This is a genomic window from Allobosea sp. (assembly GCF_051860145.1).
In the GTDB taxonomy this organism is placed as follows: Bacteria; Pseudomonadota; Alphaproteobacteria; order Rhizobiales; family Beijerinckiaceae; genus Allobosea.
On sequence record NZ_JBHYEM010000001.1, the window covers coordinates 23,791 to 47,515 of the forward strand.

The 23,725-nt window shown below is 67.4% G+C and carries 19 protein-coding genes; 13 read left to right on the forward strand and 6 right to left on the reverse strand.

Going from position 1 to position 23,725, the window contains the following annotated elements; translation table 11 throughout:
- Nucleotides 1-77: 77 nt before the first annotated feature.
- Entirely contained in the window at nt 78-467 is a 390-nt protein-coding gene (locus ACTIF2_RS00120; protein ID WP_439494981.1) for a cupin domain-containing protein, read from the reverse strand.
- A 197-nt stretch (nt 468-664) separates the two neighbouring features.
- Nucleotides 665-1,216 (reverse strand): YybH family protein, encoded by a 552-nt coding sequence (locus ACTIF2_RS00125; protein ID WP_439494982.1) that lies wholly within the window; start codon nt 1,214-1,216, stop codon nt 665-667.
- A gap of 94 nt (nt 1,217-1,310) precedes the next feature.
- On the opposite strand from ACTIF2_RS00125, the gene ACTIF2_RS00130 reads away from it, so the two are divergent.
- Nucleotides 1,311-2,291 carry a LysR family transcriptional regulator gene (locus tag ACTIF2_RS00130; protein ID WP_439494983.1) on the forward strand — a complete coding sequence of 327 codons (981 nt, stop codon included), beginning with the start codon at nt 1,311-1,313 and terminating at the stop codon, nt 2,289-2,291.
- A gap of 28 nt (nt 2,292-2,319) precedes the next feature.
- Here ACTIF2_RS00130 and solA read toward each other — a convergent pair whose 3' ends face one another.
- Together solA and ACTIF2_RS00140 are read right to left on the reverse strand one after the other, a co-directional pair.
- A complete protein-coding gene (gene solA, locus ACTIF2_RS00135) occupies nt 2,320-3,495 on the reverse strand; it encodes an N-methyl-L-tryptophan oxidase (protein WP_439494984.1) in 1,176 nt (391 codons plus the stop codon).
- Between the two features lie 22 nt (nt 3,496-3,517).
- A complete protein-coding gene (locus ACTIF2_RS00140) occupies nt 3,518-4,726 on the reverse strand; it encodes a CaiB/BaiF CoA transferase family protein (RefSeq protein WP_439494985.1) in 1,209 nt (402 codons plus the stop codon).
- 229 nt (nt 4,727-4,955) lie between these two features.
- Between ACTIF2_RS00140 and ACTIF2_RS00145 the strand changes: the two genes are divergently transcribed.
- The 8 genes from ACTIF2_RS00145 (at nt 4,956) to ACTIF2_RS00180 (ending at nt 13,329) form a co-directional block, all read left to right on the forward strand.
- Complete coding sequence (locus ACTIF2_RS00145; protein WP_439494986.1) at nt 4,956-5,894, forward strand: LysR substrate-binding domain-containing protein; 939 nt, start codon at nt 4,956-4,958, stop codon at nt 5,892-5,894.
- Nucleotides 5,895-5,983: 89 nt separating this feature from the next.
- Complete coding sequence (gene ggt / locus ACTIF2_RS00150) at nt 5,984-7,678, forward strand: gamma-glutamyltransferase (RefSeq protein ID WP_439494987.1); 1,695 nt, start codon at nt 5,984-5,986, stop codon at nt 7,676-7,678.
- A gap of 61 nt (nt 7,679-7,739) precedes the next feature.
- Nucleotides 7,740-9,317 (forward strand): ABC transporter substrate-binding protein, encoded by a 1,578-nt coding sequence (locus ACTIF2_RS00155; protein ID WP_439494988.1) that lies wholly within the window; start codon nt 7,740-7,742, stop codon nt 9,315-9,317.
- Nucleotides 9,317-10,258, forward strand: coding sequence for an ABC transporter permease (locus ACTIF2_RS00160; protein WP_439494989.1), 942 nt, complete (start codon nt 9,317-9,319; stop codon nt 10,256-10,258). Before ACTIF2_RS00155 ends, ACTIF2_RS00160 begins: the two co-directional genes overlap by 1 nt.
- Before the next feature lie 8 nt (nt 10,259-10,266).
- A complete protein-coding gene (locus tag ACTIF2_RS00165) occupies nt 10,267-11,148 on the forward strand; it encodes an ABC transporter permease (protein ID WP_439494990.1) in 882 nt (293 codons plus the stop codon).
- Entirely contained in the window at nt 11,145-12,770 is a 1,626-nt protein-coding gene (locus ACTIF2_RS00170) for an ABC transporter ATP-binding protein (protein WP_439494991.1), read from the forward strand. Before ACTIF2_RS00165 ends, ACTIF2_RS00170 begins: the two co-directional genes overlap by 4 nt.
- 82 nt (nt 12,771-12,852) lie before the next feature.
- Nucleotides 12,853-13,068: a hypothetical protein gene (locus ACTIF2_RS00175; RefSeq protein WP_439494992.1), complete on the forward strand. Its 216-nt coding sequence runs from the start codon at nt 12,853-12,855 to the stop codon at nt 13,066-13,068.
- A 57-nt stretch (nt 13,069-13,125) separates the two neighbouring features.
- Entirely contained in the window at nt 13,126-13,329 is a 204-nt protein-coding gene (locus tag ACTIF2_RS00180) for a hypothetical protein (protein ID WP_439494993.1), read from the forward strand.
- A 271-nt stretch (nt 13,330-13,600) separates the two neighbouring features.
- Here ACTIF2_RS00180 and ACTIF2_RS00185 read toward each other — a convergent pair whose 3' ends face one another.
- Nucleotides 13,601-17,071 carry an autotransporter domain-containing protein gene (locus ACTIF2_RS00185; RefSeq protein ID WP_439494994.1) on the reverse strand — a complete coding sequence of 1,157 codons (3,471 nt, stop codon included), beginning with the start codon at nt 17,069-17,071 and terminating at the stop codon, nt 13,601-13,603.
- A gap of 388 nt (nt 17,072-17,459) precedes the next feature.
- Nucleotides 17,460-18,518, reverse strand: coding sequence for an AraC family transcriptional regulator (locus ACTIF2_RS00190; protein ID WP_439494995.1), 1,059 nt, complete (start codon nt 18,516-18,518; stop codon nt 17,460-17,462).
- 179 nt (nt 18,519-18,697) lie between these two features.
- Between ACTIF2_RS00190 and ACTIF2_RS00195 the strand changes: the two genes are divergently transcribed.
- From ACTIF2_RS00195 to ACTIF2_RS00210, 4 genes are all read left to right on the forward strand, one after another.
- Nucleotides 18,698-19,699 carry an AraC family transcriptional regulator gene (locus ACTIF2_RS00195; RefSeq protein ID WP_439494996.1) on the forward strand — a complete coding sequence of 334 codons (1,002 nt, stop codon included), beginning with the start codon at nt 18,698-18,700 and terminating at the stop codon, nt 19,697-19,699.
- A gap of 613 nt (nt 19,700-20,312) precedes the next feature.
- On the forward strand, nt 20,313-21,914 hold the full coding sequence (locus tag ACTIF2_RS00200; protein ID WP_439494997.1) for an alpha-amylase family glycosyl hydrolase: 1,602 nt from the start codon (nt 20,313-20,315) through the stop codon (nt 21,912-21,914).
- A 24-nt stretch (nt 21,915-21,938) separates the two neighbouring features.
- On the forward strand, nt 21,939-22,946 hold the full coding sequence (locus tag ACTIF2_RS00205) for a glycosyltransferase family 4 protein (RefSeq protein ID WP_439494998.1): 1,008 nt from the start codon (nt 21,939-21,941) through the stop codon (nt 22,944-22,946).
- A gap of 408 nt (nt 22,947-23,354) precedes the next feature.
- The gene (locus ACTIF2_RS00210) at nt 23,355-23,663 is read left to right on the forward strand and encodes a hypothetical protein (RefSeq protein WP_439494999.1); all 309 of its coding nucleotides are present in this window, start codon (nt 23,355-23,357) and stop codon (nt 23,661-23,663) included.
- Nucleotides 23,664-23,725: the final 62 nt, after the last annotated feature.

A 23,725-nucleotide genomic window follows, 5' to 3' on the forward strand; every position in this document is an offset into this window, starting at 1 on the left:
AGCGCAGCGACGCGGTCCAGAGGTCTCGCGCAGTCCCCTGGATTGCTTCGTCGCTGCGCTCCTCGCAATGACGATCGTCAGGCATTCTCGGGGACATAGCGCCGCGAGAGCTCATTGCGATCGTCATAGGAGGCCTCGAAGATCGCGGCCGCCAGGGTGGCGCGCACGCGCAGGATGCCGGTGCCGACATTCTTGAAACCGTGCCGGGCGCCGGCCGGGATGAGCACCGACTGGTCGGCGCTCACGATCATGGTCTTGTCGCGCAAGGTGATCTCGGCCTCGCCCTCGATGACTTCGAGCACCTCCTCGACCGCATGGAGATGCATCGGCGCGCCTAGGCCCGGGTCGCAGAACTGCTCGAAAATGCAGAGCTGGCGGCTGCCGACCGTGGCGGAGACGCGCATCAGCGTCATCACGCCGTCGCGCCATTTCTCCTGCGGCTGGGTCATGTGGTCGAGGACATCCATGGCGCTACCTTCTTGAGCATGAGCGTTCGCGCGGGGCGAACGGGCAGGTTCCGTCGAGGCCGGGACCGATGCATTCGCCGAGCCGACCCCGCGCTCAATGCAGAACCACGCTCTCTCATGCAAGGGAAGTGGTCCTGTGGTGAAAACAGGTTGCGGCCGTTTCAGGGCCACGCCGCCGACGAGGCTTTGGCAGCGGCTCAACGGGCCAGAGCGGCCGCCTGTTCCAAGCTGATGCCCTTGACGAGAGGGTCGGCATGGCGATGCGCCAACCGCCATTCGGAACCTTCGCGGCGATAGACCAGGGTGACGCGCAGCGGCCAATCCTGCGCCGGCAAGCCTCCGACCTCGACATGGGCCTTCTCGATGAGCGCAAGCACGACCATGTCGGCCGACGCGTATGATTGGACCACTTCCTGCACCAGGGTGCCGTTGCGGAAGAAGCGCCCCATCGCGTCCCAACGTTCATTCGTCATTTCCCAGCCGCGGGTGGGCTTTCCGCCGAACGGTGACATCAGCGTGAAATCATGCGTGAGCGTGGTCAGGGCGCGATAGCGGGCGACGTCACCGCGCATAAGCGCAGCGTTCGATGCGGCGGAGCGCTCGATAAGGCGGGCGACATCGCCGTCGGCGGGGCCTGGCTGCGCGATTGCCGAGACCAGTTCCACTCCTGCGCTTCGGAGCACTGCGAGGCCGAAGCCGGCCGCTTTGAGAATCGAACGCCGTGAGGCTGCCATCTGGATCTCTCCCATTCGGATTTTCATCGTTGCAAAGCGCGACAGCGCCTTGCCTGGGCTTGAGATCGCACTATCTCCTTGCTGAATCCAATGATACGATTTCAGCAATATGCTGAATGAAATTGACCTCTCTCGTGCCGACCTCAACCTTCTCGTCCTCTTCGAGGCCGTGCTCGAAGAGCGACATGTCGGCCGGGCCGCCGCCCGCCTGAACCTCACGCCTTCGGCAATCAGTCATGGGCTTGGACGGTTGCGCCGCCTGCTCAACGATCCGTTGTTCCTCAAGACGCCGCGCGGCGTCGTGCCGACGGCGCGCGCGACCGAACTCGCCGCGCCGATCACGGCGGTGCTGGCGCAAGTAAGGAACGTCATTTCCACCGCCGAGCCGTTCGACCCGGCCAGATCGACGCGCCGCTTCACGATCGGCGCGCCTGACGGCGTCTCAGCGGTGTTCCTGCCGGAGCTTCTCGCCGAGCTGCGCGAACAGGCGCCCAATATCGACATCTGCGTGCGTCAGCTTTTGCCGCTGCGGGGGGAAACCTCGCCGGAACGTGCCTGGCAATCCACCTTCTCGGAGCTGGAGGCGCGCGAGATGGACATCGCGATCATGCCCTCGGACCACATCCCCCGGCGCTTTCACCAGCGCACGCTCTATGAAGAGGACTTCATCGTCGCGATGCGCGCCGGACATCCCTTTGCGGATGAGCCGACCCTGCAGCGCTATTGCGAGATGCAGCATCTCGTGGTCTCGCTCACCGGCGATCCTCATGGCTTCGTCGACGAGATCCTGGCGCGGCAAGGCCATTCGCGGCGGATCGCGCTGACCGTCCCGAACTTCATGTTCGCGCTTGCCGTCGTTGCCGAGACCGAACTGGTCTGCGCGCTGCCGAGGCGGTTTGCCACCATGCACGCGCCACGCTTCGGGGTCATCGGCCTGGACGCGCCGCTGCCGCTACGCTCCTTCCGGCTCAATGCCGTCGCGTCGAAGGCCGCGATGATGGATCTCGGCCTGTCCTGGCTCTTCGACGTGCTGGGAGGAGAGACACCGTCCGCCGCGACGGCGGCCCGCCCGCAGGATGTCGCGCCGTAGCGTCCGAGCCGTCCTCGGTTGGAATGGCTCAGTGTCCTCCACCGGCCAGGCGCGCCAGTGAGAAAGCCGACACATCAGCCGCGCCCGTTTCGCCGCACTGCTGCATGGCCAGTGCCTCGCCGATGCCGGCGGAGTGCTTGAAGCCATGGCCCGAGCAGGCCGACACCACCGTAACGCCGGCGAGCCTCGGATGAGCGTCGATGATGAACCCGAAATCCGGGGTGACGGTGTAGGTGCACACCCTGGTCTTCACGGCCCGCCGCGACACGCCCAGCAGGCGGCCGGCCACATGGGTCTCATACATGGCGTCGATCTCGGCCTGGCTGATAGTGCGATCGATCGCGTCGGGATCGCCGGCATCCGCATATTGCTCGGTGGCGATCTTGATGGCGTTCTCCCCCGGCAGCGGCGGGAAGCCGTAGCAACTCTCGGTGTCGGCGACGCCGTGCAGGAGGATATAGACCGGAGAGCCCGGCGCAAAACGCTCGGGCTCGTCCAGCGCGAACCAGAACAATTGCTGACGGCAGACCCTGAGCAGCCGATCGAACGGCTCGCCCAGCAGGTCTCCGGCCCACATGCCGGCGCTGACGATCGCCCGATCGGCAGTGAGCGAGCCGTTGCGCGTGTGCACCCGCACGCCCTGGCCGCGGGACTCGATAGCGGTGACCGCCGTATCCGGGTACAGGTCCGCGCCCAGCTGCCGGGCCAGCCGCAATTGCACGTCGATGGCGCGTTCGGGCCGCACATAGCCGGCACCGGGCTCGTAATAGCCGACGGCCTGCTCGCCGAACCCGGCGAATTGCGGGAAGCGTTCGCGGATTCGAGCGGCATTGAGCAGGCTGTGCTCGATGCCGAAGGCTCGGGCCAGGGCGGCGGTGTCGCCGGCGTAATCCGCCGTGCCCGGGGCCCGGCTGGGCATCCGGCTGTCACTGAGCATGAGCATGCCGCAGGCCTCGAACAGCGCCTCCCCGCTCAGCGCCTCCAGCTCACGCCAGATGCGCTGGGAATTCAGCGCCAGCGGCACATAGGCCGCCCCCTCGCCCGCCGCCTGACGGGTGATGCGCGTGTCGCCATGGCTGGAGCCCTGATCATGCGGCGGCGCAAAGCGATCGAGGCCAGCCACCCGCACACCGCGCCGGGCCAGCTGATAGAGCGTCGCCGCACCCATGGCGCCCATGCCGATGACGATGACGTCGTAATGCATCGATCGTTCCGGCTGTCGTCGGTCAGTCGCGACAGGCGGGGCCGGCCACGGCGCCCGCCGTGATCAGACGGTCGATCTCGTCTGCCGCATAGCCGATCTCGCCCAGCACCTCGCGGCTGTGCTCGCCGAGCCCTGGCGCGGGCCTTGACGGTTGCGGCTGGGTGGCGCTCCAGCGCGATGGGACGCGCATCGTTCTGACCGCCCCTTCCGATGGATGCTCCGATACCGGAAAGAAGCCGACCTCGGTGAGATGCGGGTCGTCCAGCAGCGATTCCAGCGTGTTCATGCGCGCATGCGGAATGTCCGCGCGCGAGAGAAGCTCCTCCCATTCGACTGTCGTGCGCGCCGCAAAGACCTCGGCCACGTCCTTCATGATCCCGGCCATGTGGCGGGTGCGGATCGCATGACTGGCGAAGCGCGGATCGCCGCGCCAGTCCTGGCGCCCGGCGATCTCCATGAAGCGCTGCCAGTGCCGGTCTGTGTAGATCACGGCGCAGAGATAACCGTCCGCGGTACGGAACGGGCGGCGCTCCGGCGCCAGCAGGCGCGGATAGCCGCCCTGGTCCAGCGGCGGGTCGTAGCTGAGCCCGCCAAGGTGGTCGCCGAGCACGAAGCTCGCCATCGTCTCGAACATCGGCACGTCGATGCGCTGGCCCTCGCCGGTGCGGTCGCGGTGGCGCAACGCCGCGAGGATGGCGGCGAGAGCGTGCAGCCCGACCACACGATCGGCGATGTTGATCGGCGCGTAGCGCGGCGTGCCGTCGCCGGCCTCCGCCACGAGCGCAGGCACGGCGCAAAGCCCCTGGACGAGATCGTCATAGGCGGGCCTGGCCGCATAGGGACCATCCTGCCCGAAGCCGAAGGTGCCGACATAGATGATGTCGGCGCGAGCGGCGGCCGCGGCCTCGTAACCCAGCCCGAGCCGCTCCATCGCCTGCGGCCGCAGGTTGTAGACGAGGACATCCGCCGTCTGGGTGAGCCTCAAGGCGATCTCGCGTCCGGCCGGCGTCTTGAGATCGACCGCGATGCTGCGCTTCGAGCGGTTGGCGTGCATGAACATGCCGCCCATCGCGCCGCTGCGGCTGGGCCCGATCTGGCGAATGAGGTCGCCGTCCGGCGCTTCCAGCTTGATGACGTCCGCGCCCATGTCACCCAAGATCGAGGTGGCATAGGGCCCCATCAGCACCGAGGTCATGTCCAGGATGCGCACTCCGGCGAGCGGCCCGGTCATCGCGGGCCCTCTGCGACGCGCGAAGGCCCAGCGCGGCGCGCGAGGAAGCCGCCCCGGTGGGGAATGCCGCGCAACAGCAGAGCCGGATCGTCCATGCCCAGATCTCCAGGACGTAGCCGCGCCGCCGGGCGCCAGCCAGCCAGAATCCGCGAATATTGCGGGCACTGGTCATATCAGTCCAATATGCGGAGTTGAGCTTTTCAAGAATTCCGACTTCTCAGGAGAGACCATGGCGCCCGGCCGCCGCCCCAGCAGCGCGACGCTCGAATTGCGGCATCTGCGCTATTTCCTCGCGACCGCCGAAGAGCTGAACTATGGCCGCGCGGCGGAGCGCCTGCACATCGCCCAGCCGGGACTCAGCCAGCAGATCAAGAACCTGGAGGAGATCGTCGGGACGCCGCTCTTCGACCGGACCCGCCGTTCGGTGAAGCTGACGCTGGCCGGCGAGCTTTTCGCGGAAGAGGCGCGCAAGGCGCTTCGGCAGACCGAGACGGCGCTGCTCGTGGCCCGCCGGGCCGGGCGCGGCGAAATCGGACGGATCGCGATCGGCTATGTCGGCTCCGCCGCCTATAGCGGAGCGCTGACGACGATGATCGGCGAATTCCGGAGCGCCTATCCCGAAGTCGAGCTCGACATTTCCGAGATGGAGATGCTGCAGCAGCTCGACCAGCTCGACCAGGGCAAGCTCGACATCTGCTTCGTGCGCCCACCGGTGCCGCTGCCGCTGGGCATCGTGACGATCCCGGTCCTGCTCGAGGAGATTATCCTGGCCCTGCCCGACAGCCATCCGCTCGCCGGGCGCGAGGCCGTGCCGCTCTCGGCTCTCCACGGCGACATCTTCATCACCCCGCGGCACCCGCCGGGCGTGAGCTTTCATGAGCACACGACCGCAGCCTGCCGGAACGCCGGGTTCTTTCCCCGGCTCGGGCCGCAGGGGCGCGACTTCGTCACCATCGCCAGCATGGTCGCGGTCGGGCTCGGCGTCGCGCTGGTGCCACGCTCGCTGAAGAGCATCCAGGTTCCGGGCCTGCGCTACAGGCCGATCGCGGGCGAACCCGTGCTGGGCGAACTCGCCGTCGCCTGCCGCCGCAACGAGCCCTCGCCGGTGGCCCGGGCCTTCGCGGCGCATGCCCGCCGCGGCGCTGCAGCATCGCCAGCCGTCTCATAAGCACCAGTTCTTGAAAATCCACCCACTGCGTATTGGACCGATCTGAAATTCCGCGCCGATAATGCCGTTCATCGATCGGACAGGTGGCGATGAACTGGCGCGCCCGGGCGGGAAGCCCATTCACCTCTGAGAAGACGCCGGTCAGGGCGCATCGCGGCATGGCCGTGACCAATCACCCTCTCGCCTCCGCGGCGGCAGTCGAAATGCTGGCGGCCGGGGGCAATGCGATCGACGCCACGGTGTCGGCCCTGTTCGCCCTGACCGTGGTCGAGCCGATGATGGTCGGCATCCTCGGCGGCGGCGTGGCGCTGATCCGGCTGGCCGATGGCCGCGAACTGGTCCTGGACAGCCTGTCGACGGCTCCGGCAGCCGCGCGCCCCGACAGCTTCACGCCGATCTCCGACGAGTGGCCGGATTATATGGAGGCGAAGGGCCGCGCCAATCGGGTCGGGCCGAAGGCGATCGCGGTTCCCCGCACGCTCAAGGGCTGGTGCGAGGCGGCGGAGCGTTTCGGCCGGCTGTCGCTGCGCGAGCTGATCGAGCCGGCGATCCGGCATGCCGAGCGCGGCTTCCGGCTCTCGCCCTATCTCGCGACCTGCATCCGCGAGAGCGCGCCCGATCTCGCGCTCGACGCCGCCATCGCCTCCGTCTTCCTGCCCGGCGGCCAACCGCTGGCGGCGGGCGATCTCCTGGTCCAGAAGGACTATGCCGAGACGCTGCGGCTGATCGCGGAAAAGGGACCTGGCATCGTCTATGGCGGCGCGCTCGGCCAGCGCATCGCGTCCTATCTGGAAAGCGTCGGCTCGTTCCTGCGCTTTGAGGACCTCGCCTCCTACCGGACGATCGAGCGCGAGCCGGTGCGTGGGACCTATCGCGGCGTCGAGATCGTCGGCCCGCCGCCGCCCTGCTCCGGCGGCGTGCAGACGCTGCAGATCCTCAACCTGCTCGAGGCCTATGACATCGGGCAGCTCGGCTTCGGCACGCCCGAGACGCTGCACCTGGTGCTGGAGGCGCTGAAGATCGCCGCCGCCGACCGGCGCGCCGTCACCGCCGATCCCGATTTCGTCGACGTACCGACGGCGCGGCTGATCTCGAAGGATTATGCGGCGTTGCGCCGGCCGGAGATCGAGGCCAGCCGGGCCGGGGCGTTCGAGGCCCGCATCCTTTCGAACGAATCCGCCAACACCACCCATGTCACCATCGCCGACGGCGACGGCAACATCGTCACCTCGACCCAGACGATCAACAGCCTGTTCGGCGCGCGCATCATGATCCCGGGCACCGGGATCATCCCCAACAACTACATGTACCTGTTCGATCCGCATCCCGGAAAGGCGCTCTCGCTGCAGCCGGGCAAGCGGATCACCAGCGGCATCACCGCCCTGATCGGGAAGCGCGACGGGCGGCCACTGTTCGCGCTCGGCCTGCCGGGCGCGCACCGCATTCCCGCCTCCGCCATGCAAGCCGTGCTCAACATGATCGACCACGGCATGAGCCCGCAGGAGGCGGCCGAGGCGCCCCGCGTCTTCACCTGGGGACAGGAGGCCGAGATCGAGCGCGGCGTGCCGGACGCGGTGCGCGCCAGGCTCTCAGGGCTCGGGCACCGTGTCTCGGCCGTCGACCATGTCGCCGGCGGCATGGGGATCATCGGGTTCGAGGCGGACGGCGCCATGACCGGCGCAGCCTGCTGGCGCGCCGACGGCGTGCCGATGGGCGTCGGCGGCGGCGCGGCACGGGAGGGCACGTCCTTCTGGCCGGACCCGAGACGAGGCCGCAGCTACTGAGCCAAGCGCTTTCACTGGCGAAGCGGGCAGCAAGCCCGCCTGACAAAAGGGAACGGAGCCGATGCTGATCAACCGACGTGAAGCCCTGGCCATGTCTGCCGGAGCACTCTTTGCCACGATGAACCCGGCACGGGCGCAAGGAAAAAAGACGCTGCGCATGGCCCCGCATGCGGCGCTGCGCGTGCTCGACCCGGTGGTGACCAACGCCTACATCACCCGCAACCACGCCTTCATGGTCTATGACACGCTGTTCGCGGTCGATGCGCAGTACCGGCCGCAACCGCAAATGGTGCAGGAATGGTCGGTCAGCGACGACAAGCTGGTCTACAGCTTCACGCTGCGCGACGGGCTCGCCTTCCATGACGGCCAGCCCGTCACCGCCGAGGACTGCATCGCCTCGATCGCGCGCTGGGTGAAGAAGGACGTCATCGGCCTGCGCCTCGCCGCGGTGACCAGCGGCATGCAGGCGCTCGATGCCAAGACCTTCCGCATCAGCCTGAAAGAACCGTTCGGCCCGATATTCGAGGGGTTCGCGCGTCCGAGCTCGATTCCCCTCTTCATCATGCCCAAGCGCATCGCCGACCTGCCGGCCGACAAGGTGCTGGAAGAGGTCGTCGGTTCCGGCCCGTTCCGCTTCCTTCCGTCCGAGTTCCGCCCCGGCGTGAGCTGGGCCTATGAGCGCAACGAGAAATACGTCCCACGCAGCGAGCCGCCCAGCGGGCTCGCCGGCGGCAAGGTGGTCAAGGTCGATCGTGTCGAAGTGGTCTGGTTCCCGAGCCGGCAGACCGCGATCAACGCGCTCGCCAAGGGCGAGATCGACCTGCTGGAGAGCATGAATGCCGACCAGCGCTCCCTGCTCCAGGGCAACAAGGAGGTAGTGCTCCGGCGCAAGGCGGGGCCGAGCGCCTCGACCATCCGCTTCAACTGGGCCCAGCCGCCCTTCGACAACGTCAAGGTCCGGCAGGCCATGCAGGCGGTCGCCACCCAGCAGGACTACATGGACACCGCCATCGGCGATCCGGAATCCTATCAGATCTGCCCGGCCTTCTTCGGCTGCGGCACGCCGCTCGAGACCGATGTCGGCTTTCCCGACACCGGCAAGCCGAATATCGCCAAGGCCAAGGCCCTGCTCCAGGAAGCCGGCTACAAGGGCGAGAAGATCGTCATCATCACGCCCGGCGACGTCGCCTCCTTCGCGCCGCTCGCCCCGCTGACCCAGCAGCTGCTCCGCCAGATCGGCATTCCCTCCGAGATCCAGACGATGGAATGGAGCGCTTTCCTGGCACGCCGCGCCAAGCCCGAGCCCGTCGCGGAAGGCGGCTGGAACCTGGCGCACGCGGTCTTCGACCGGATCGACCTGATCTCGCCGCTCGGCAATCTCAATTTCGATGCCCGCGGCAAGGGAGCCTATACCGGCTTCGTCGACGACCCCGAGACCGAGGCGCTGAAGGGGCGCTACCAGCGCGAGACCGACCCGGCCAAGCAGAAGGCGATCGTCGAGGAGATGCAGAAGCGCGCCTATGAGCTGGTCTTCTACATCCCGCTCGGCACCTATTTCGACTACGAGGCCTTCCGCGCCAATGTGTCGGACTATGTCCCCTCCGCCGTCATGGCCGTCTGGGGCGTGAGCAAGGCCTGATGCTCAGGCTGATCGCCCTCAGGATCGCGATGGCGGTGCCGGTGATGCTCGTCGTCGCCACCATCGTCTTCCTGCTGCTGCGCCTGAGCCCGGGCGATCCGGCCCTGATCATCGCCGGCGAGACCGCCGGTCCGGAGGCGCTCGCGCGCATCCGGGCCGAGATGGGGCTCGACCGGCCTCTTATCGTGCAATATTTCGCCTGGCTCGCCGAGATCGCCCGCGGCGATCTCGGCATCTCGATCCTGTCCAAGATCCCGGTGCTGAGCCTGATCTTCGACCGGCTGGAGCCGACGCTGGTCCTGGCTCTGAGCGCGATCCTGATCACCGTCCTGGTCGCCGTGCCGCTCGGCGCGATCGCCGCCTGGCGGCACAATTCCTGGATCGACCGGGCCGTGATGATGCTCTCGGTCGTGGGCTTCTCGGTACCGGCCTTCGTGATCGGCTATATCCTGATCCTGATGCTCTCGGTGAAGGCCGATCTCTTCCCCGTCCAGGGCTATGTCAGCCCGTTCGACGATCCAGTCGCGGCGCTGCGTCACCTCGCCCTGCCCTCGCTGACGCTGGCGCTGGTCTTCATGGCGCTGATCTCGCGCGTGACGCGCTCCAGCCTGCTCGAAGTGCTGGGCGAGGACTTCGTGCGCACGGCCCGGGCCAAGGGCAATGTCGAGCGCCGCGTGCTCTGGCGCCATGCGCTGCCGAACGCCGCGGTGCCGATCATCACCGTCATCGGGCTCGGCATCGCGCTGCTGATCAGCGGCGCGGTCGTCACCGAGAGCGTCTTCAACCTGCCCGGCGTCGGGCGGCTGACGATCGACGCGATCCTCGCCCGCGACTATCCCGTGGTGCAGGGGCTGATGCTGTTCTTCGCGCTGATCTATATCGGCGTGAACCTGTTGATCGACATCGCCTATGTGATCGTCGATCCGCGCATCCGCTACTGAGCGCGCCCATGTCGACACCCGGACAGGGCAGCGTTCTCCCGCGACGCTACGATCTTCTCGAAGCGCTTCTCGCAAACCGCATCGCGCTGCTCAGCGCCGTGCTGCTGCTCGCCATCGCCCTTTCGGCAATGTTCGCCGGACCGATCACCGGCGACGATCCCTTCCTGATCCGCCCGCGCCTGCGGCTGCGTCCACCGGGCGAGGAGTTCTGGTTCGGCACGGATGCGCTCGGACGCGACGTCTTCGCGCTCGTCCTGCATGGCGGGCGGATCTCGCTGCTCGTCGGCCTGCTGGCGGCGCTGGCGGGCGCGGCGATCGGCACCGCGATCGGCCTCCTGACCGGCTATCTGCGCTGGCTCGACCCGATCGCGATGCGGATCATGGACGGGATCATGGCGATCCCGGGGATCCTCTTCGCCGTGGCGCTGGTCTCGCTCGTCGGTCCGAGCCTTCTCACCATCGTCGCGGCGATCACCTTCTCCGAGATCCCGCGCGTGACGCGGCTGGTGCGCAGCGTGGTGCTCAGCGTGCGCGAGGAAGCCTATGTCCGCGCCGCCGAAGGCCTCGGCATTCCGCCCATACTGGTGCTGCTGCGCCATATCCTGCCGAGCTGCATCGCGCCGCTGATCGTGCAGACGACCTATATGTTCGCCGCCGCTATCCTCTCCGAGGCGGTGCTCGGATTCCTCGGCGTCGGCTTCCCGCCCGACATCCCGAGCTGGGGCAATGTGCTGGCCGAGGGTCGCGCCGTCTTCCAGCGCGCGCCCTGGACGATCATCGCGCCCGGCCTGTTCCTGGCCGTGACGGTGATGGCGGTCAACCTGCTCGGAGACGGGCTGCGCGACCGGCTCGACCCTAGGCTTTCGCGCGCCACCAAGGTGGCGTCATGAGCGCGTCCGAGCCGATCCTGCGCATCGAGAAGCTCAGCGTCGCGCTGCCGGAAGGCCTCGATCGCAGCCACGCGGTCCAGGATGTCTCGCTCGACGTCCATCGCCGGCAGATCGTCTGCGTGGTCGGCGAATCCGGTTCCGGCAAGTCGGTGACGGCGGCGGCGGTGATGCGGCTGCTGCCCGAGAAGGTGCTGCGCATCACCGGCGGCACGATCCGGCTCGAGGGCGAGGATATCGCCGCGGCCTCGCCGGCGCGTTTGTGCGAGCTGCGCGGCAACCGCATGGCGATGATCTTCCAGGAGCCCCTGACGGCGCTCAACCCGGTCATGCGCGTCGGCGACCAGATCGCCGAGGTGCTGCAGATCCACCGCCCGGAGACGACCGGCGAGCAGCGGCAGGCGCGCGTGCGCGAGCTCATGGCGGACGTCCATCTGCCGGAGCCGGAGAGACTGGCCCGCGCCTATCCCCGCCAGCTGTCCGGCGGCCAGCGCCAGCGCGTCATGATCGCCATGGCGCTGGCGCTGGAGCCGGCGCTGATCATCGCCGACGAGCCGACGACCGCGCTCGATGTCACCACCCAGGCCCAGATCCTGCGCCTCTTCCGCGAGCTTTTGACCAAGCACGACAGCGGCGTGCTGATGATCACCCATGAGTGCGGCGTCGTGGCCGAGGTCGCCGATCATGTCGTGGTGATGCAGCACGGCAAGGTCGTCGAGCACGGTGAACCGGGCCAGGTGCTCGAGGCGCCGGAGCATCCCTATACCCGCGCGCTCATCGAGGCCGTGCCTCGTTTCCGCTACCGGCCCCAGCCGGAAACCGAAAACGTGCCGGTGCTCGCCCTCGAGGCTCTCTCGCTGACCTATCGCAGCTCGGGCTTCTTCAGCGGCAAGCGCGAGACGCGGGCGCTCGACGCCGTCTCCTTCGGACTTGCCGCCGGCGAAACGCTCGGCGTCGTCGGCGAATCCGGCTCGGGCAAGACCAGCCTCGCCAAGGCGCTGCTGCGCTTCGAGACACCGGATTCGGGCCGCATCCTGTTCAAGGGCCAGGATATCTCGGGGCTTGCCGGCCCAGCTTTGCGCGAGATGCGCCGCCATATCCAGATGATCTTCCAGGACCCCTACAAGTCCCTCAACCCGCGCCGACGCGTCGGGCAGTCCCTGATCGAGGGACCTGTCCAGCACGGGCTCTCGCGCAGCCAGGCCATCGCGCGCGCCGAAGACCTGATGGAGCTGGTGGGCCTGAGGCGCGACGCGCTCGAGCGCTTTCCGCACGAGTTCTCGGGCGGGCAGCGCCAGCGGATCTGCATCGCCCGCGCACTCGCCATGGAGCCGGCGATCATCGTCGCGGACGAGGCGGTCTCGGCGCTCGACGTCTCGGTGCAGGCGCAGGTGCTGCAATTGTTCGAGGACCTGCAGCGCCGCATCGGCTTCGCCATGATCTTCGTGACGCATGACCTGCGCGTCGCTTCCAATATCTGCGACCGGATCGCGGTGATGCAGCACGGAAGGATCGTCGAGCTGGGGACCGCAAAGCGCGTCTTCCAGGAGCCGGAGGCGGCCTATACAAGCGAGCTGCTGGCGGCCGTGCCGGGCCTGGCGCGCGAACGCGCCGACGTCACCTGACGCCTTCGCAGGCCCGGTGCAGGAAACCGAAAAGGCTTCGGGACCGGGATGGAACGAAAGCTAGCGGCCGCGGTTGACGACCATGACCAGCAAGCCAGTCACCATCAGGAACGACGCCGAACTCACCGCCGCCCTCGCTCGCGCGGACGCGCTGATGGGCCGCACGGGCGGCCGTGAGGAGGAGCGCGAGCTCGAGACGATCTCCGACGCGATCAAAGTCTACACGGACGCGATGCGCGTGCTGCGCAAGGTCCGGGACGACCCGCACCAGACGAGCGAATTCGCGTCGGACGATTGACGAGCCGGGCACGCGCCCTGCGAAGCGGCGGCGGCCAACCGCGAAAGAGCCAAAGCGATGAAAACGAAAGTCGAGCATGGGCCAGATGATGGCAACGACGGCGCGCCGGCCTACTCGCTCGATACGCCGGAAGACCACCACCTGGCGAAAGAGCGCATCCAGGCCCTGCAGGGAAGCACCCGCGACGAGGATGCCGAGCGCGAGCTCGAAGCCCTGAAGCAGGCAGTCGCACGCTGGGAGCGCAAACCCTCCGTCCTGTAGCCGCCTTTTCGTAGCTGCGGAGTTTCCGGCGCGATTTGCAGGAGGACAGGGCTGCGCGATCAGCGGCTCAGCAGCGAGCGGATGCCGCCGAGGTTGTCGATGGTGTGCGTCAGGTGAAGACGCAGGCGCTCCGCGGCCTCCGCCTGGCGTCCCGCGGCCAGGCTGTCGAGGATCGCGAGATGCTCCTCGCATTGCTGGCGATAGGTTGAACCGACCTACTTCGATCTGATGGAGGGGCTCGTCGGACGTCGCTCTGGACAGAGCGGCGACGTCAGAACCTGATCGCCAGGTTGCCCTTGAAGGCGTGGTCCTGGGCGTCGCTGGCGAGCTGTCCGGTATAGGACAGGCCGAGCGTGGCGCGCGGGGTGATCGCGAGGTCGAGCCCGGCCTCGACCAGGGCGGCATTCCTGGCGATCGGCAGGCCCGCGACCGTGAAGGGGCTGCCGCCGGCGAAGGCCAGCGTCGCCAGCGGCGTGGTGTCACCGAAGGCGTGGCGCCAGGCGAGTGCGCCGCGCAGCGTCAAATCCATGCCCTGGAGCGTGACGCTGGTCGAGGCGCGCAGGCCGAGCGTCGAATAGCCGAGGCCGGTATCCGAGCCCTGCCGGCGGAGCGCGGCCGCGCCGCCGCGTTCAGTGAAACCGTCCGCGCGCAGGTTGACATAGGCCAGGCCGGCGAAAGGCTCGAGCGCGGCGCGGCCGAGGTCGATCCGGTAGCCGAGCTCGCCGAAGACCTGCGCGGTGCCGGCGGTGTAGCTGCTCTTCAGGCTGTCCCCGAAGCCGGCGAAGGCGACGCTGCGCGCGGTCTCGATGTCGTGCCAGCTATAGCTCGCGCCGGTGCGCAGGCCGAAGGCGCCCCATTGGCCACCGCCATAGAGGCCGAAATGATAGTTGTCGCTGTCGCCCGAGGAGAGCCTGTCCTTGACCTCGAAGCTGGTGCGGCTGTAGCCGGCGAGCGCACCGAAGCGCAGGGTGTCGAACGCCGCGATATCGGCGCCGACGATCATGCCGCCGGTCGAGCGCGTCAGCCTGGCGGCGTTGCGGTCGCTGTCGCTGCGTCCCCAGGAGCCGTAGCCCTGCCCCCAGACCGCGAAGCGCTCGGCCTGGCCGAGCCTCGGCATCGGTCCCTTGACGGCCGGGGCGAGGTCGGCGGTGTAGCCATAGTTCAGCGTCGCCATCGGCGCTGCGCCGACACCGCCGAAGGCCTGGCGCAGACGGTCGAGCGTGGCGGCGCGCACCATTGCGCTTTCCTCGACCAACACGCCCTTGGCGGACGCATGGATCTCGCCGGAGAGCTGGTCGAAGGCGCCGCGCGCGCCGCCCTCGTCGAGCATCAGGATGGCGTCATGCAGCTGGTTGCCGAGGCCGAGGCTCTGCACGCCATTGCCTGCCGCACATTGGTTCTGCGTCTGTCCGATCGCGCAGAAGGAGACATCGTTGCGCACGAGCCTGAGGAAGACGTTGTTCGGGTCGTAGCTCAGTGTCGGATCGAGGAAGGCGTAGTCGGAGATCACGTTCGCGAAGGCCCCGCTCACGCCGCCATCGCCGGTGACGATCGTGTAGCGCTGCAAGGGGCGGTAGGTGCCGTCGAGGCCGATATGCCTGACCGCGCCGCCATTGATGGTGACCGTGCCGCTGGCATGGACGCGGTCGCTGGCATTGCTGGCCGGGTCGACCTCGACCTCATACCTGCTGCCGGCGCCGAATGTCATGTTGCCGGCGACGTTGAGCGTGCCGAGCGAATTGCCGGGGGCGATGGTTCCGCCGGCCGCGACCGCGACGGAGCCGACCGTGCCGGCCCCCTGCAGCCGCCCGCCTGCCAGGACGTCGAGCGTGCCGCCGAGGCTGCCATTCACGACGAACGTAGCGCCGTCGACGGTCGTCGCGCCGGTGAAGCCGCTCGAATTGCCGCTCAGCACGGTCGTGCCGGAGACGGCCTCGATCGTGCCCGAGCCCGACATGCCCGCCGCGAACTGATAGCCGTTCGAGAGGTGGTTGAAGACGAGCTTGCCGTTGCCCGGGCCGAAGACAATCGGGCCAGCCGTGAATGCGCCTGGAGCGGCGGCAGGCAGGCCCTTGGCCGCGCCGATGACGAGCGTGCCCGAGGAGCCGGCACCGGCGGCGATATGCGTCGTGCCGGCGACCTCGACCCGGCCGCCCTTGGCGACGGTGAGAACGCCGCTGCCTTCGCCGCCAATGTAAAGATCGGCACTGTTGAGCCAGGCCGAGCCGGAGCCGGTGACGGTCGCCTCACCAATGCTGCCCGGTCCCGCCCCGAGGGCCGAAATCCCGGAACTCACCGTGCCGCCATCCTGCACGAACATGACGCCGTTGCCCCGGCGGCCGATGAAGAGATTTTCGGTCGCGACCAGAGACGAGCCGGCGCCGCTGACCGAGATGGCGCCGGTCGCGCCCGTCTCGTCGGCGACGATGACGCTCTGCGCGCCGACCTGGCCGCCGGCGCTGATCGACACCGCCCCGTCGCGCTCGTCGCCGATCAGCATGTTCGCCGTATTGGTGAAGCTCGAGCCGGCGCCGCTGACATTGAGCAGGCCCTGGCCGTTGTCGCCAATGATCGATTCCAGCGTCTCGACCTTGCCGCCGGCCTCGACGTTCAGGGTGCCGAAGCCGTTATTATTTCCGACCTGGAAGAGCGCGTTGTTCGTCCAACGCGAGCCGGCGCCCGTGACGGTGACGACGCCGGTTCCGCCGAGTGCGATGCTCGCATTCTCGCTGGTCACGGCGCCGCCGTCGGAGACGGTCAGCGCTCCCTTGCCGCCGGCGCCGACGAAGATCTTGCCGCTGGCGGTGAGGCTCGAGCCGGCGCCGGTGACCGTCCCGGTTCCCGATGCCTGCGCGTCGCTGGCGAAGGACAGGCCGACGATGCCGAGCGAGCCTCCCGCCTCGATGCGCAGATGTCCGACGCCCTCGCTGCCAACACTGCCGCTGGCCGAGGTCGTCCAGGACGAGCCCGCGCCGCTGATGGTGAGGCTGCCGAACCCGGTCTGGCCGAAGCCGAGGACCAGGGTCTGCGATTCGACCTTGGCGCCGCCCGCCACGGTCACCGTGCCGCTGCCTTTGTCGCCGATCATGAAATCGCTGTCGCCGATCAAGCTCGATCCGGGCCCGCTGACGGTCAGGGAGCCATCCGAGCCATTGCCGGCGCCGAGCGTCACCCGCTCGGCGATCAGGGTCCCGCCATTGTCGATCGTGACCGTGCCGCTGCCGAAATTCCCGATGATCAGCGGGTCCGTGACCGTCCAGTTCGAGCCCGACCCCGTGACCGTGACGAAGCCCGAGCCGGTATTGCCGACGAAGGAATCATGGCTGCTGACCTTGCCGCCATTGGCGATCGTCAGCATGCCGGTGCCCTGGTCGCCGACATAGAAATTGCCGGTATTCGCCCAGACCGAATCGACGCCGACCACGGTGGCCGTGCCGAGCGAGCCGAGCCCGCGACCGAGATAGCCGGTCGTGTTGAGCAGCACGCCGCCGCCCTGGACGACCAGGGCGCCATGGGCGGTGTTGCCGATGGTGAGCGAGAGCGCATTGGCGCCGATGGCGAAGACCGTCGGCACGTTGAGCGCGATATTGTCGACCTCGGCGTCGGTGGCGATGGTCGGCGTGCCGGCGCTCCAGTTGCCGGCATCGAACCAGTTGTTCGAGTTGGTGCCGGTCCAGGCCGTCTGCGCCACGACGGGCGGCACCGGCGCCAGCGCGACGAAGGCGGTCGTCGCCAGCAGCATGGTGCGAAGCCCGGGGCCGCGCCTTGCTGCTGCCGCCCGACCGAACCGGACACCGAAATTCGCCCGCGCCATGAAATCGCCCCTTGAAACGCCGTCTGCTCGCGCCGGGGCAATCCGAAGAGCGCCTGCGTTTCGCTGACGCGAAGCGCACGACGCCGGTGTCGGGAACTTGCTTCCCAGCCTTGCGGGCGGTTTTTGGAGCGAGCGTCAGCCGGCTTGCAAGGAAATGCGGCGGCTCGGATTCAAATGTATCCGAGGCTGCCGAATCCGTATCCGGCCCTGCAGATTCTGCAGACCAGCCAGGGAATAAAGCCGATCCCGGTCGTGATTTTCGAGCGGTTTCGCCAGCGGGGAATCGCTCAGCCGCGGCGCAATGCGCGACCCCGCCTCATCTGAGCTGGCGGATCCAATGCCACATCGTCGTCTCGCCGCTGGGCTTGCCGTGCAGGCGGCGGCCCTCCGCCGCATGAGCCCGGACCTCGCGCGGCGTCACGCCGAAACGCTTGCGGAAGGCGCGGACGAAATTCGTGCGATAGGCGAAGCCGCAGCTCTCTGCGATCTCGGCGATGCTCCTGCCCTGCTGGACCGGGTCGGCCAGCAGCGCGCGCGCATGGTGCAGCCTTGCCCGCGTGACATAGGACGACACGCCGCCATGCGCCTCGAAAAGATAGTGGAGCTTGCGCGTCGAAATCCCGAACGCAGCGGCGATCGCTTCGATGGTCAGGGCCGGATCGGCGATCTGATTGTCGATGTAGCGGCTGATCTGCCGGGTCAGCGCCTGCCGAACCGACGCGACGCTCTCCTCGGAGACCGCGGCGTTGAGCGCGGCAGCGGCCAGCTCGATGGTGGGACGGACGATCGCATCCGCCTCGTCGCAGCTCATCCCGGCTGCACCGAGATACAGGCCCCGCATATGGTTACGGAGCAGGGCGGCCAGCGGAGCCTTGCCCGGAATGAGGCGCAGGTTCTGCTCGTCCGGCGCCTTGAGGAGCGGCGCCAGCAATCGTCGCGGTATGGTCAGGTTGAGGCTGTCGAAATCGCTGGCGGCCGTCGCCTGCGGCTGGGCCAGGTCGGCGATCAGCAGATCGCCCGGGCGGGCCTGATCGGCCGATCCGCCGTCGCGCCTGCCATGGCTGCCCCTGGTGCAGACCTGCAGCGTGATATGGTCGAGCCCGTCGCGACCGATACGGGCCCGCGAGCGATCGAAGCTATGCGCCGCACATTGGTATCCGGTCAGGACGATCTCGCCGAGATGAAAGGCATCGGCGTGGAAATGGAAGGGTTCGACATTGTTGCGCAGGCGGACATCGTAAAGCAGGCCGATGCTCTCCTGCCACGCGGCGATCGCCTCCTTCGGGGCAAGCCCCTCCGTGTTCATCGCGACATGGCGAACCCGCGGCGCCGCGGTCGCGGCCACCGATGGCTCGAAGTCGATGCGCTCCGCCATGCTGCCCCGTCGGTGTTCCGGCTCCCCGAACCATCTCCGCTAGCAGAGACGGGCGGGCGGCGTATGGCATCGGCGGCACTCGCGCTTGCACTGGCGGAACAGGCGTGAGCGGCCGCACCGCTTGAAATGGCCCGAAAATTCGCTCACCGTCCGCATAGTCTCGTGGGGTGCCACCGACCATGCCTGTCGACGTCGCCGCACAGACGGCCTTGTTCTCAGCCAGCGATATTCCGGAGCATCGTCGGGACGAGTTCATCCGGGATTTCTACGGCCGCATCCAGATGCGCCTGCAGGTCACGCCCGACCCCGGCCATCAGCTGAAATTCGACGCGAGAACGCTGATCCTGCCGGAGCTGATGTGCACCAAAGGCTCGGTCTCGCCGATGAGCTGGAGCCGCTCCCGGGAGCTGATGTCGGACGACAATGACGACATCATCCTCTCCTGGAACCGGGGCGGCTACCGGCTCGCCATGCCCGGGCGCGGCGATTTCGAGACCCGGCCGGGCACCGCCGCGATCCTGCCGCTCGACCGCCGCTGGTCGGCCCATACCGAGGATTCGCAATGGACGATGGCGCTCCAGTTCAAGCGCTCGCTGCTGGCGCCTCTCGTGACAAATCTCGACGATGTCGCGCCGCACCATATCGGCCGGGCTCAGCCGGCGCATCAGCTCCTCTTCGACTACCTCTCATCGCTGCACGCGATGGACTCCCCCGCTGCGCTCGCGCCGCTGGCGTCGCGCCACATCGCCGACCTTCTGGCAGCGTCGTTCGGCGGGGCAGGCAGCGGGCCTCCCGCATCCGGCATCCGCGCGGCGCGGCTGCTCGCGATCAAGCAGCATGTCAGACGACACCTCGCCGATCCGGCCCTGTCGACCGATCAGCTTTCCCGGAGATTCGGGATCAGCGGCCGCTATATTCGCCAGCTCTTTGCCGAGGATGGCACGAGCTTCTCGGATTACGTCGCCGGCCAGCGCCTGGCCCATGTCCATGACTGTCTGTCCGATCGAAGCCAGGATGCGAGGCGAATAGCCGATATCGCCTTCGATGTCGGCTTCACCGAGCCTTCGACATTCTATCGGCAATTCAGGATGCGCTATGGCCGGACGCCGATGGAGGTCCGGCAATCTGCGACGAGCCTTATCGATCAAATGTCTGGCGGGTCACAAGGGGGCAGAACCTGAACCGGCCATGGGATCGGGGGCCTGGAGAGGCACTCGCCGGCATCGACAGGCTGAATGGCTCGAACGCAGCGCGGCCAAAACATGAGACATTGCGGATTGCTCGCGGTGGATGCAGGTCCTGCCGAACCGCTCTCCTCCGCGTCGATTTGAACTCAGCAGGCGTTCGCTGAACGCTTGCGGGTGATGCCGCGCCTGACCCGGTCGGCGTGCATTTCGAGCCATGGACGCAGGGTTTCGGCCACCGGACTTGAGCGCGGACCGACCGGCTACGCTGCGTTCTGCATTTCCTACCAGATGGACCAGCCTTAACGTTCAGCCCGTGTCTGATGCGCGGCTGCGCTTTGTTCGCGCGCGTCGGTGCAATACGTGGCAATCGTGCCTTGTTTTTGTGGAGACGAGCGAAGGGACTGGTCATGGAGAGCCAAGGATCCCCACGGTATCTGTGTTCCGGATCACGACTGCAGCCTCTGCGCCGTCGGTGTGATCCGAGCCCGGCGCAGGCCAGCGTGAAGCCGCGCCATATCGATCCCGGTCACTCGTGGTCTCTCGCATTGCGGGTTCCGTCTCCAGGCGGCGGCGGTGTGAGCACCGGCATTCCCGCGGATCCACGCGCGTGAGCGCGCCCTGGTGGCAGACGGGCACGATCTATCAGGTCTATCCGCGCTCCTTTCAGGATACGAACGGCGACGGAATTGGTGACCTCAACGGCATTACGCAGCGCCTCGACTATCTGGTCGACCTCGGCATTGACGCCATCTGGATTTCACCGATCTTCCCCTCGCCGATGAGCGATTTCGGCTATGACGTCAGCGAATATTGCGATGTCGACGGACGTTTCGGCACGCTTGCCGATTTCGACGCGCTGCTGGCGCAGGCCCATGCGCGGGGGCTCAAGGTCCTGCTCGACTTCGTGCCCAATCACACCTCCGACCGACACCACTGGTTCCTCGAAAGCCGGGCGTCCCGCAGCAGCCCGAAGCGGGACTGGTACCTCTGGCACGACCCCGCTCCCGGGGGCGGCCCGCCCAGCAACTGGATCAGCGATTTCGGCGGCTCCGCCTGGGAATGGGACGAGGCGACCGGCCAATATTATTATCACGCCTTCCTGAAGGAGCAGCCGGACCTCAACTGGCGCAATCCGGCCGTTCAGGCGGCGATGCATGACGTATTGCGCTTCTGGTTCGACCGCGGCGTGGACGGCTTCCGCATCGACGTGCTCTGGCACATGGTCAAGGCGGCCGGCTTCCCGGACAATCCGTCGAACCCTGCCTGGCAGCCGGCAATGGGCGAGATGCACCGCGTCCTTCAGGTCAATTCCACCGACCAGCCGGAGGTGCACATGCTCGCCGCCGCGATGCGCGACATTGCCGACAGCTACGGCGCCGGGGCACAGAGCGCACGGGTGCTGATCGGCGAGATCTATCTGCCGGTCGAGCGGTTGATGCACTACTACGGCGGCGAGCGGCCAGGGGTGCATCTGCCCTTCAATTTCCAGCTGATCGATGCGCCATGGAACGCACGCGCGTTGGCCAACCTCATCGCGGAATACGAGGCTGCGCTGCCGCCGGGCGGCTGGCCGAACTGGGTGCTCGGCAATCATGACCGGCCGCGGGTCGCTGCCAAGCGTGGGCAGGCCCAGGCTCGCATCGCGGCGGTGCTCCTGTTGACGTTGCGGGGCACACCCACCCTCTATTACGGCGACGAGCTCGGCTTGAGCGACGTCGCGATTCCGCCTGAGCAGGTCCGGGACCCTCGCGAGTTGCGCGAGCCCGGACTCGGCCTGGGCCGTGATCCGGTCCGCACGCCGATGTCATGGGCCGCGAGCAAAAATGCCGACTTCAGCACGGCCCGTCCCTGGCTGCCGCTTCATCAGGACTGGCCGACCCGCAATGTCGAGCGGATGGCACAGAATCCCGGTTCGATCCTGGAGCTGTATCGCCAGTTGCTGGCGGTCAGGCGCGAGCATCCCGCGCTGACGATCGGCAGCCTGGCGATGCTGGACGCCGAGGGCGATGTACTCGCTTATGAGCGGCGGCATGAGGCGCAGCGGCTCCTCGTGGCGCTCAATCTCGGCGCGCATGCTCAATCTCTGGCGCTGCCGGGCTGGGCCGGGGATTGCCGGCTGCTTCTGTCCACCACTGCCGGCCCCCCGCGGATCGAAGGCGGCGTCCTGCTGCTGCGGCCCGACGAGGGCGTGATCCTGACCGTCGGCTAATGAGAACAAGGGAAGGATGATCGCTTGCGTATCGCCATGCTGGCGCCGATTTCGTGGCGCACGCCGCCGCGGCATTACGGCCCCTGGGAACTGGTGACGAGTCTGCTGACCGAAGCGCTTGTCGCGCGCGGCGTCGACGTCACCTTGTTCGCGACCAAGGACAGCCTGACGGCGGGTAGGCTCGCCGGGGTTTGTCCGGCCGCTTACTCAGAGGATCCCACGATCGACGCCAAGGTCTGGGAGATGCTGCATGTCGCCCATGTCTTCGAGCGTGCGGACGAGTTCGACCTCATCCACAACCAGGCCGATTTCGTGCCGCTCGCCTTCTCGCGGCTGGTCACGACGCCAGTGGTGACGACGATCCACGGCTTCTCGTCGGATCGCATCCTGCCCGTCTTCAAGACCTATGAGGATCGCGTGCATTATGTCGCAATCAGCGATGCCGACCGGCATCCGGACCTGCGCTATGCGGCGACGATCCACCACGGCATCCGGCTGGAGGATTTTCCCTTCGATCCGGAAGGCGGCGAGGACCTGCTTTTCTTCGGCCGCATCCATCCCGACAAGGGCGCGGCCGAGGCGATTGCGGCGGCCCGCCGGGTGCGTCGGCGCCTGGTCATGGCCGGCATCGTGCAGGATCGGAGTTATTACGACGTGCAGGTCGCACCCGCGCTCGACGGGAGGTCCGTGATCTATCATGGCCCGGTCGGCGGCGAGGCCCGCATGAGGACCCTGGGCGGCGCCCGCGCTCTGCTCCATCTCGTCAATTTCGAGGAGCCGTTCGGATTGTCGGTCGTGGAGGCGCTGGCCTGCGGCACGCCGGTCATCGCCTCCAGGCGCGGCTCGATGCCCGAACTGATCGACCACGGCGTGACCGGATTCCTGGTCGACAGCATCGACGAGGCTGTCGTGGCGATCGGTCATATCGGCGACATCGATCGCGCGGCCTGCAGGGCGGCGGTGGCCGCGCGCTTCACCGTGGAGCGCATGGCGGATCGATATTGGCAGCTTTACCGCTCCATCCTCGGATGATTCTATTCGCGGCCGCGGCAGGTCCCTTTTAAAAATAAAACGGCAAATAATTCTTGTATTATACCTCCAAGGCCCTCATATTCACAAAGTCGATAGATGGTTTTGTGATCTGGTAACTGCGCAATTTCTGCGCATTGCCCGACAAATTCCTCGCCCGAAAATGCGATTTCGACGACTCGCTGCTTTGCGAGCAAGCAAGACTTATGTTTTTAGGGATTTTCCGTGGCTCCGGGCCTGCCGGCTCTGCCGCCGTGGATCATTGTCTTATCCGCGCTGACCACGGATGGGTTCGCCGGCCGATGTCCGGTGCCTGCGTCCAGGTCTTCCGCGTCGACCCGGCGAACTGGCGGCTGCGCTGAAGACCGGCGACGACTCTGGGCGCGTTCTCACGAGCAAAGGATACGGCACTTGCACTATCTCGGCGGAATCTCGGGGAGCGGCACGCTGACCTGCAAGGGCAGAAAGATCGGCCGCGCCTTCTATGACTTCGACGGGTTCTTCAGGCAGCCGGTCGGCGTCACGAGCTGCGGCGAGATTCAGCTCGCCAGTCCCGTTCTCAGGGAGGTCTTTGGCCGCAGGGACCTTCAGCTCCTGACCGATGACGGGCGCCGCCTCGATCTCACATTCTCGGAAAAGAAACTGCCTCCCTCGAGCGACGTCGCCCATGTGGACGTGACCGGCGAACTGCCGATCACGCCGCAGAGCTGGCGTCATTGACCGTCTCCGGCGGCGAACACCATGCGACGGCATTATCGCCCGCCTCGGGTCGCCCTGACCCG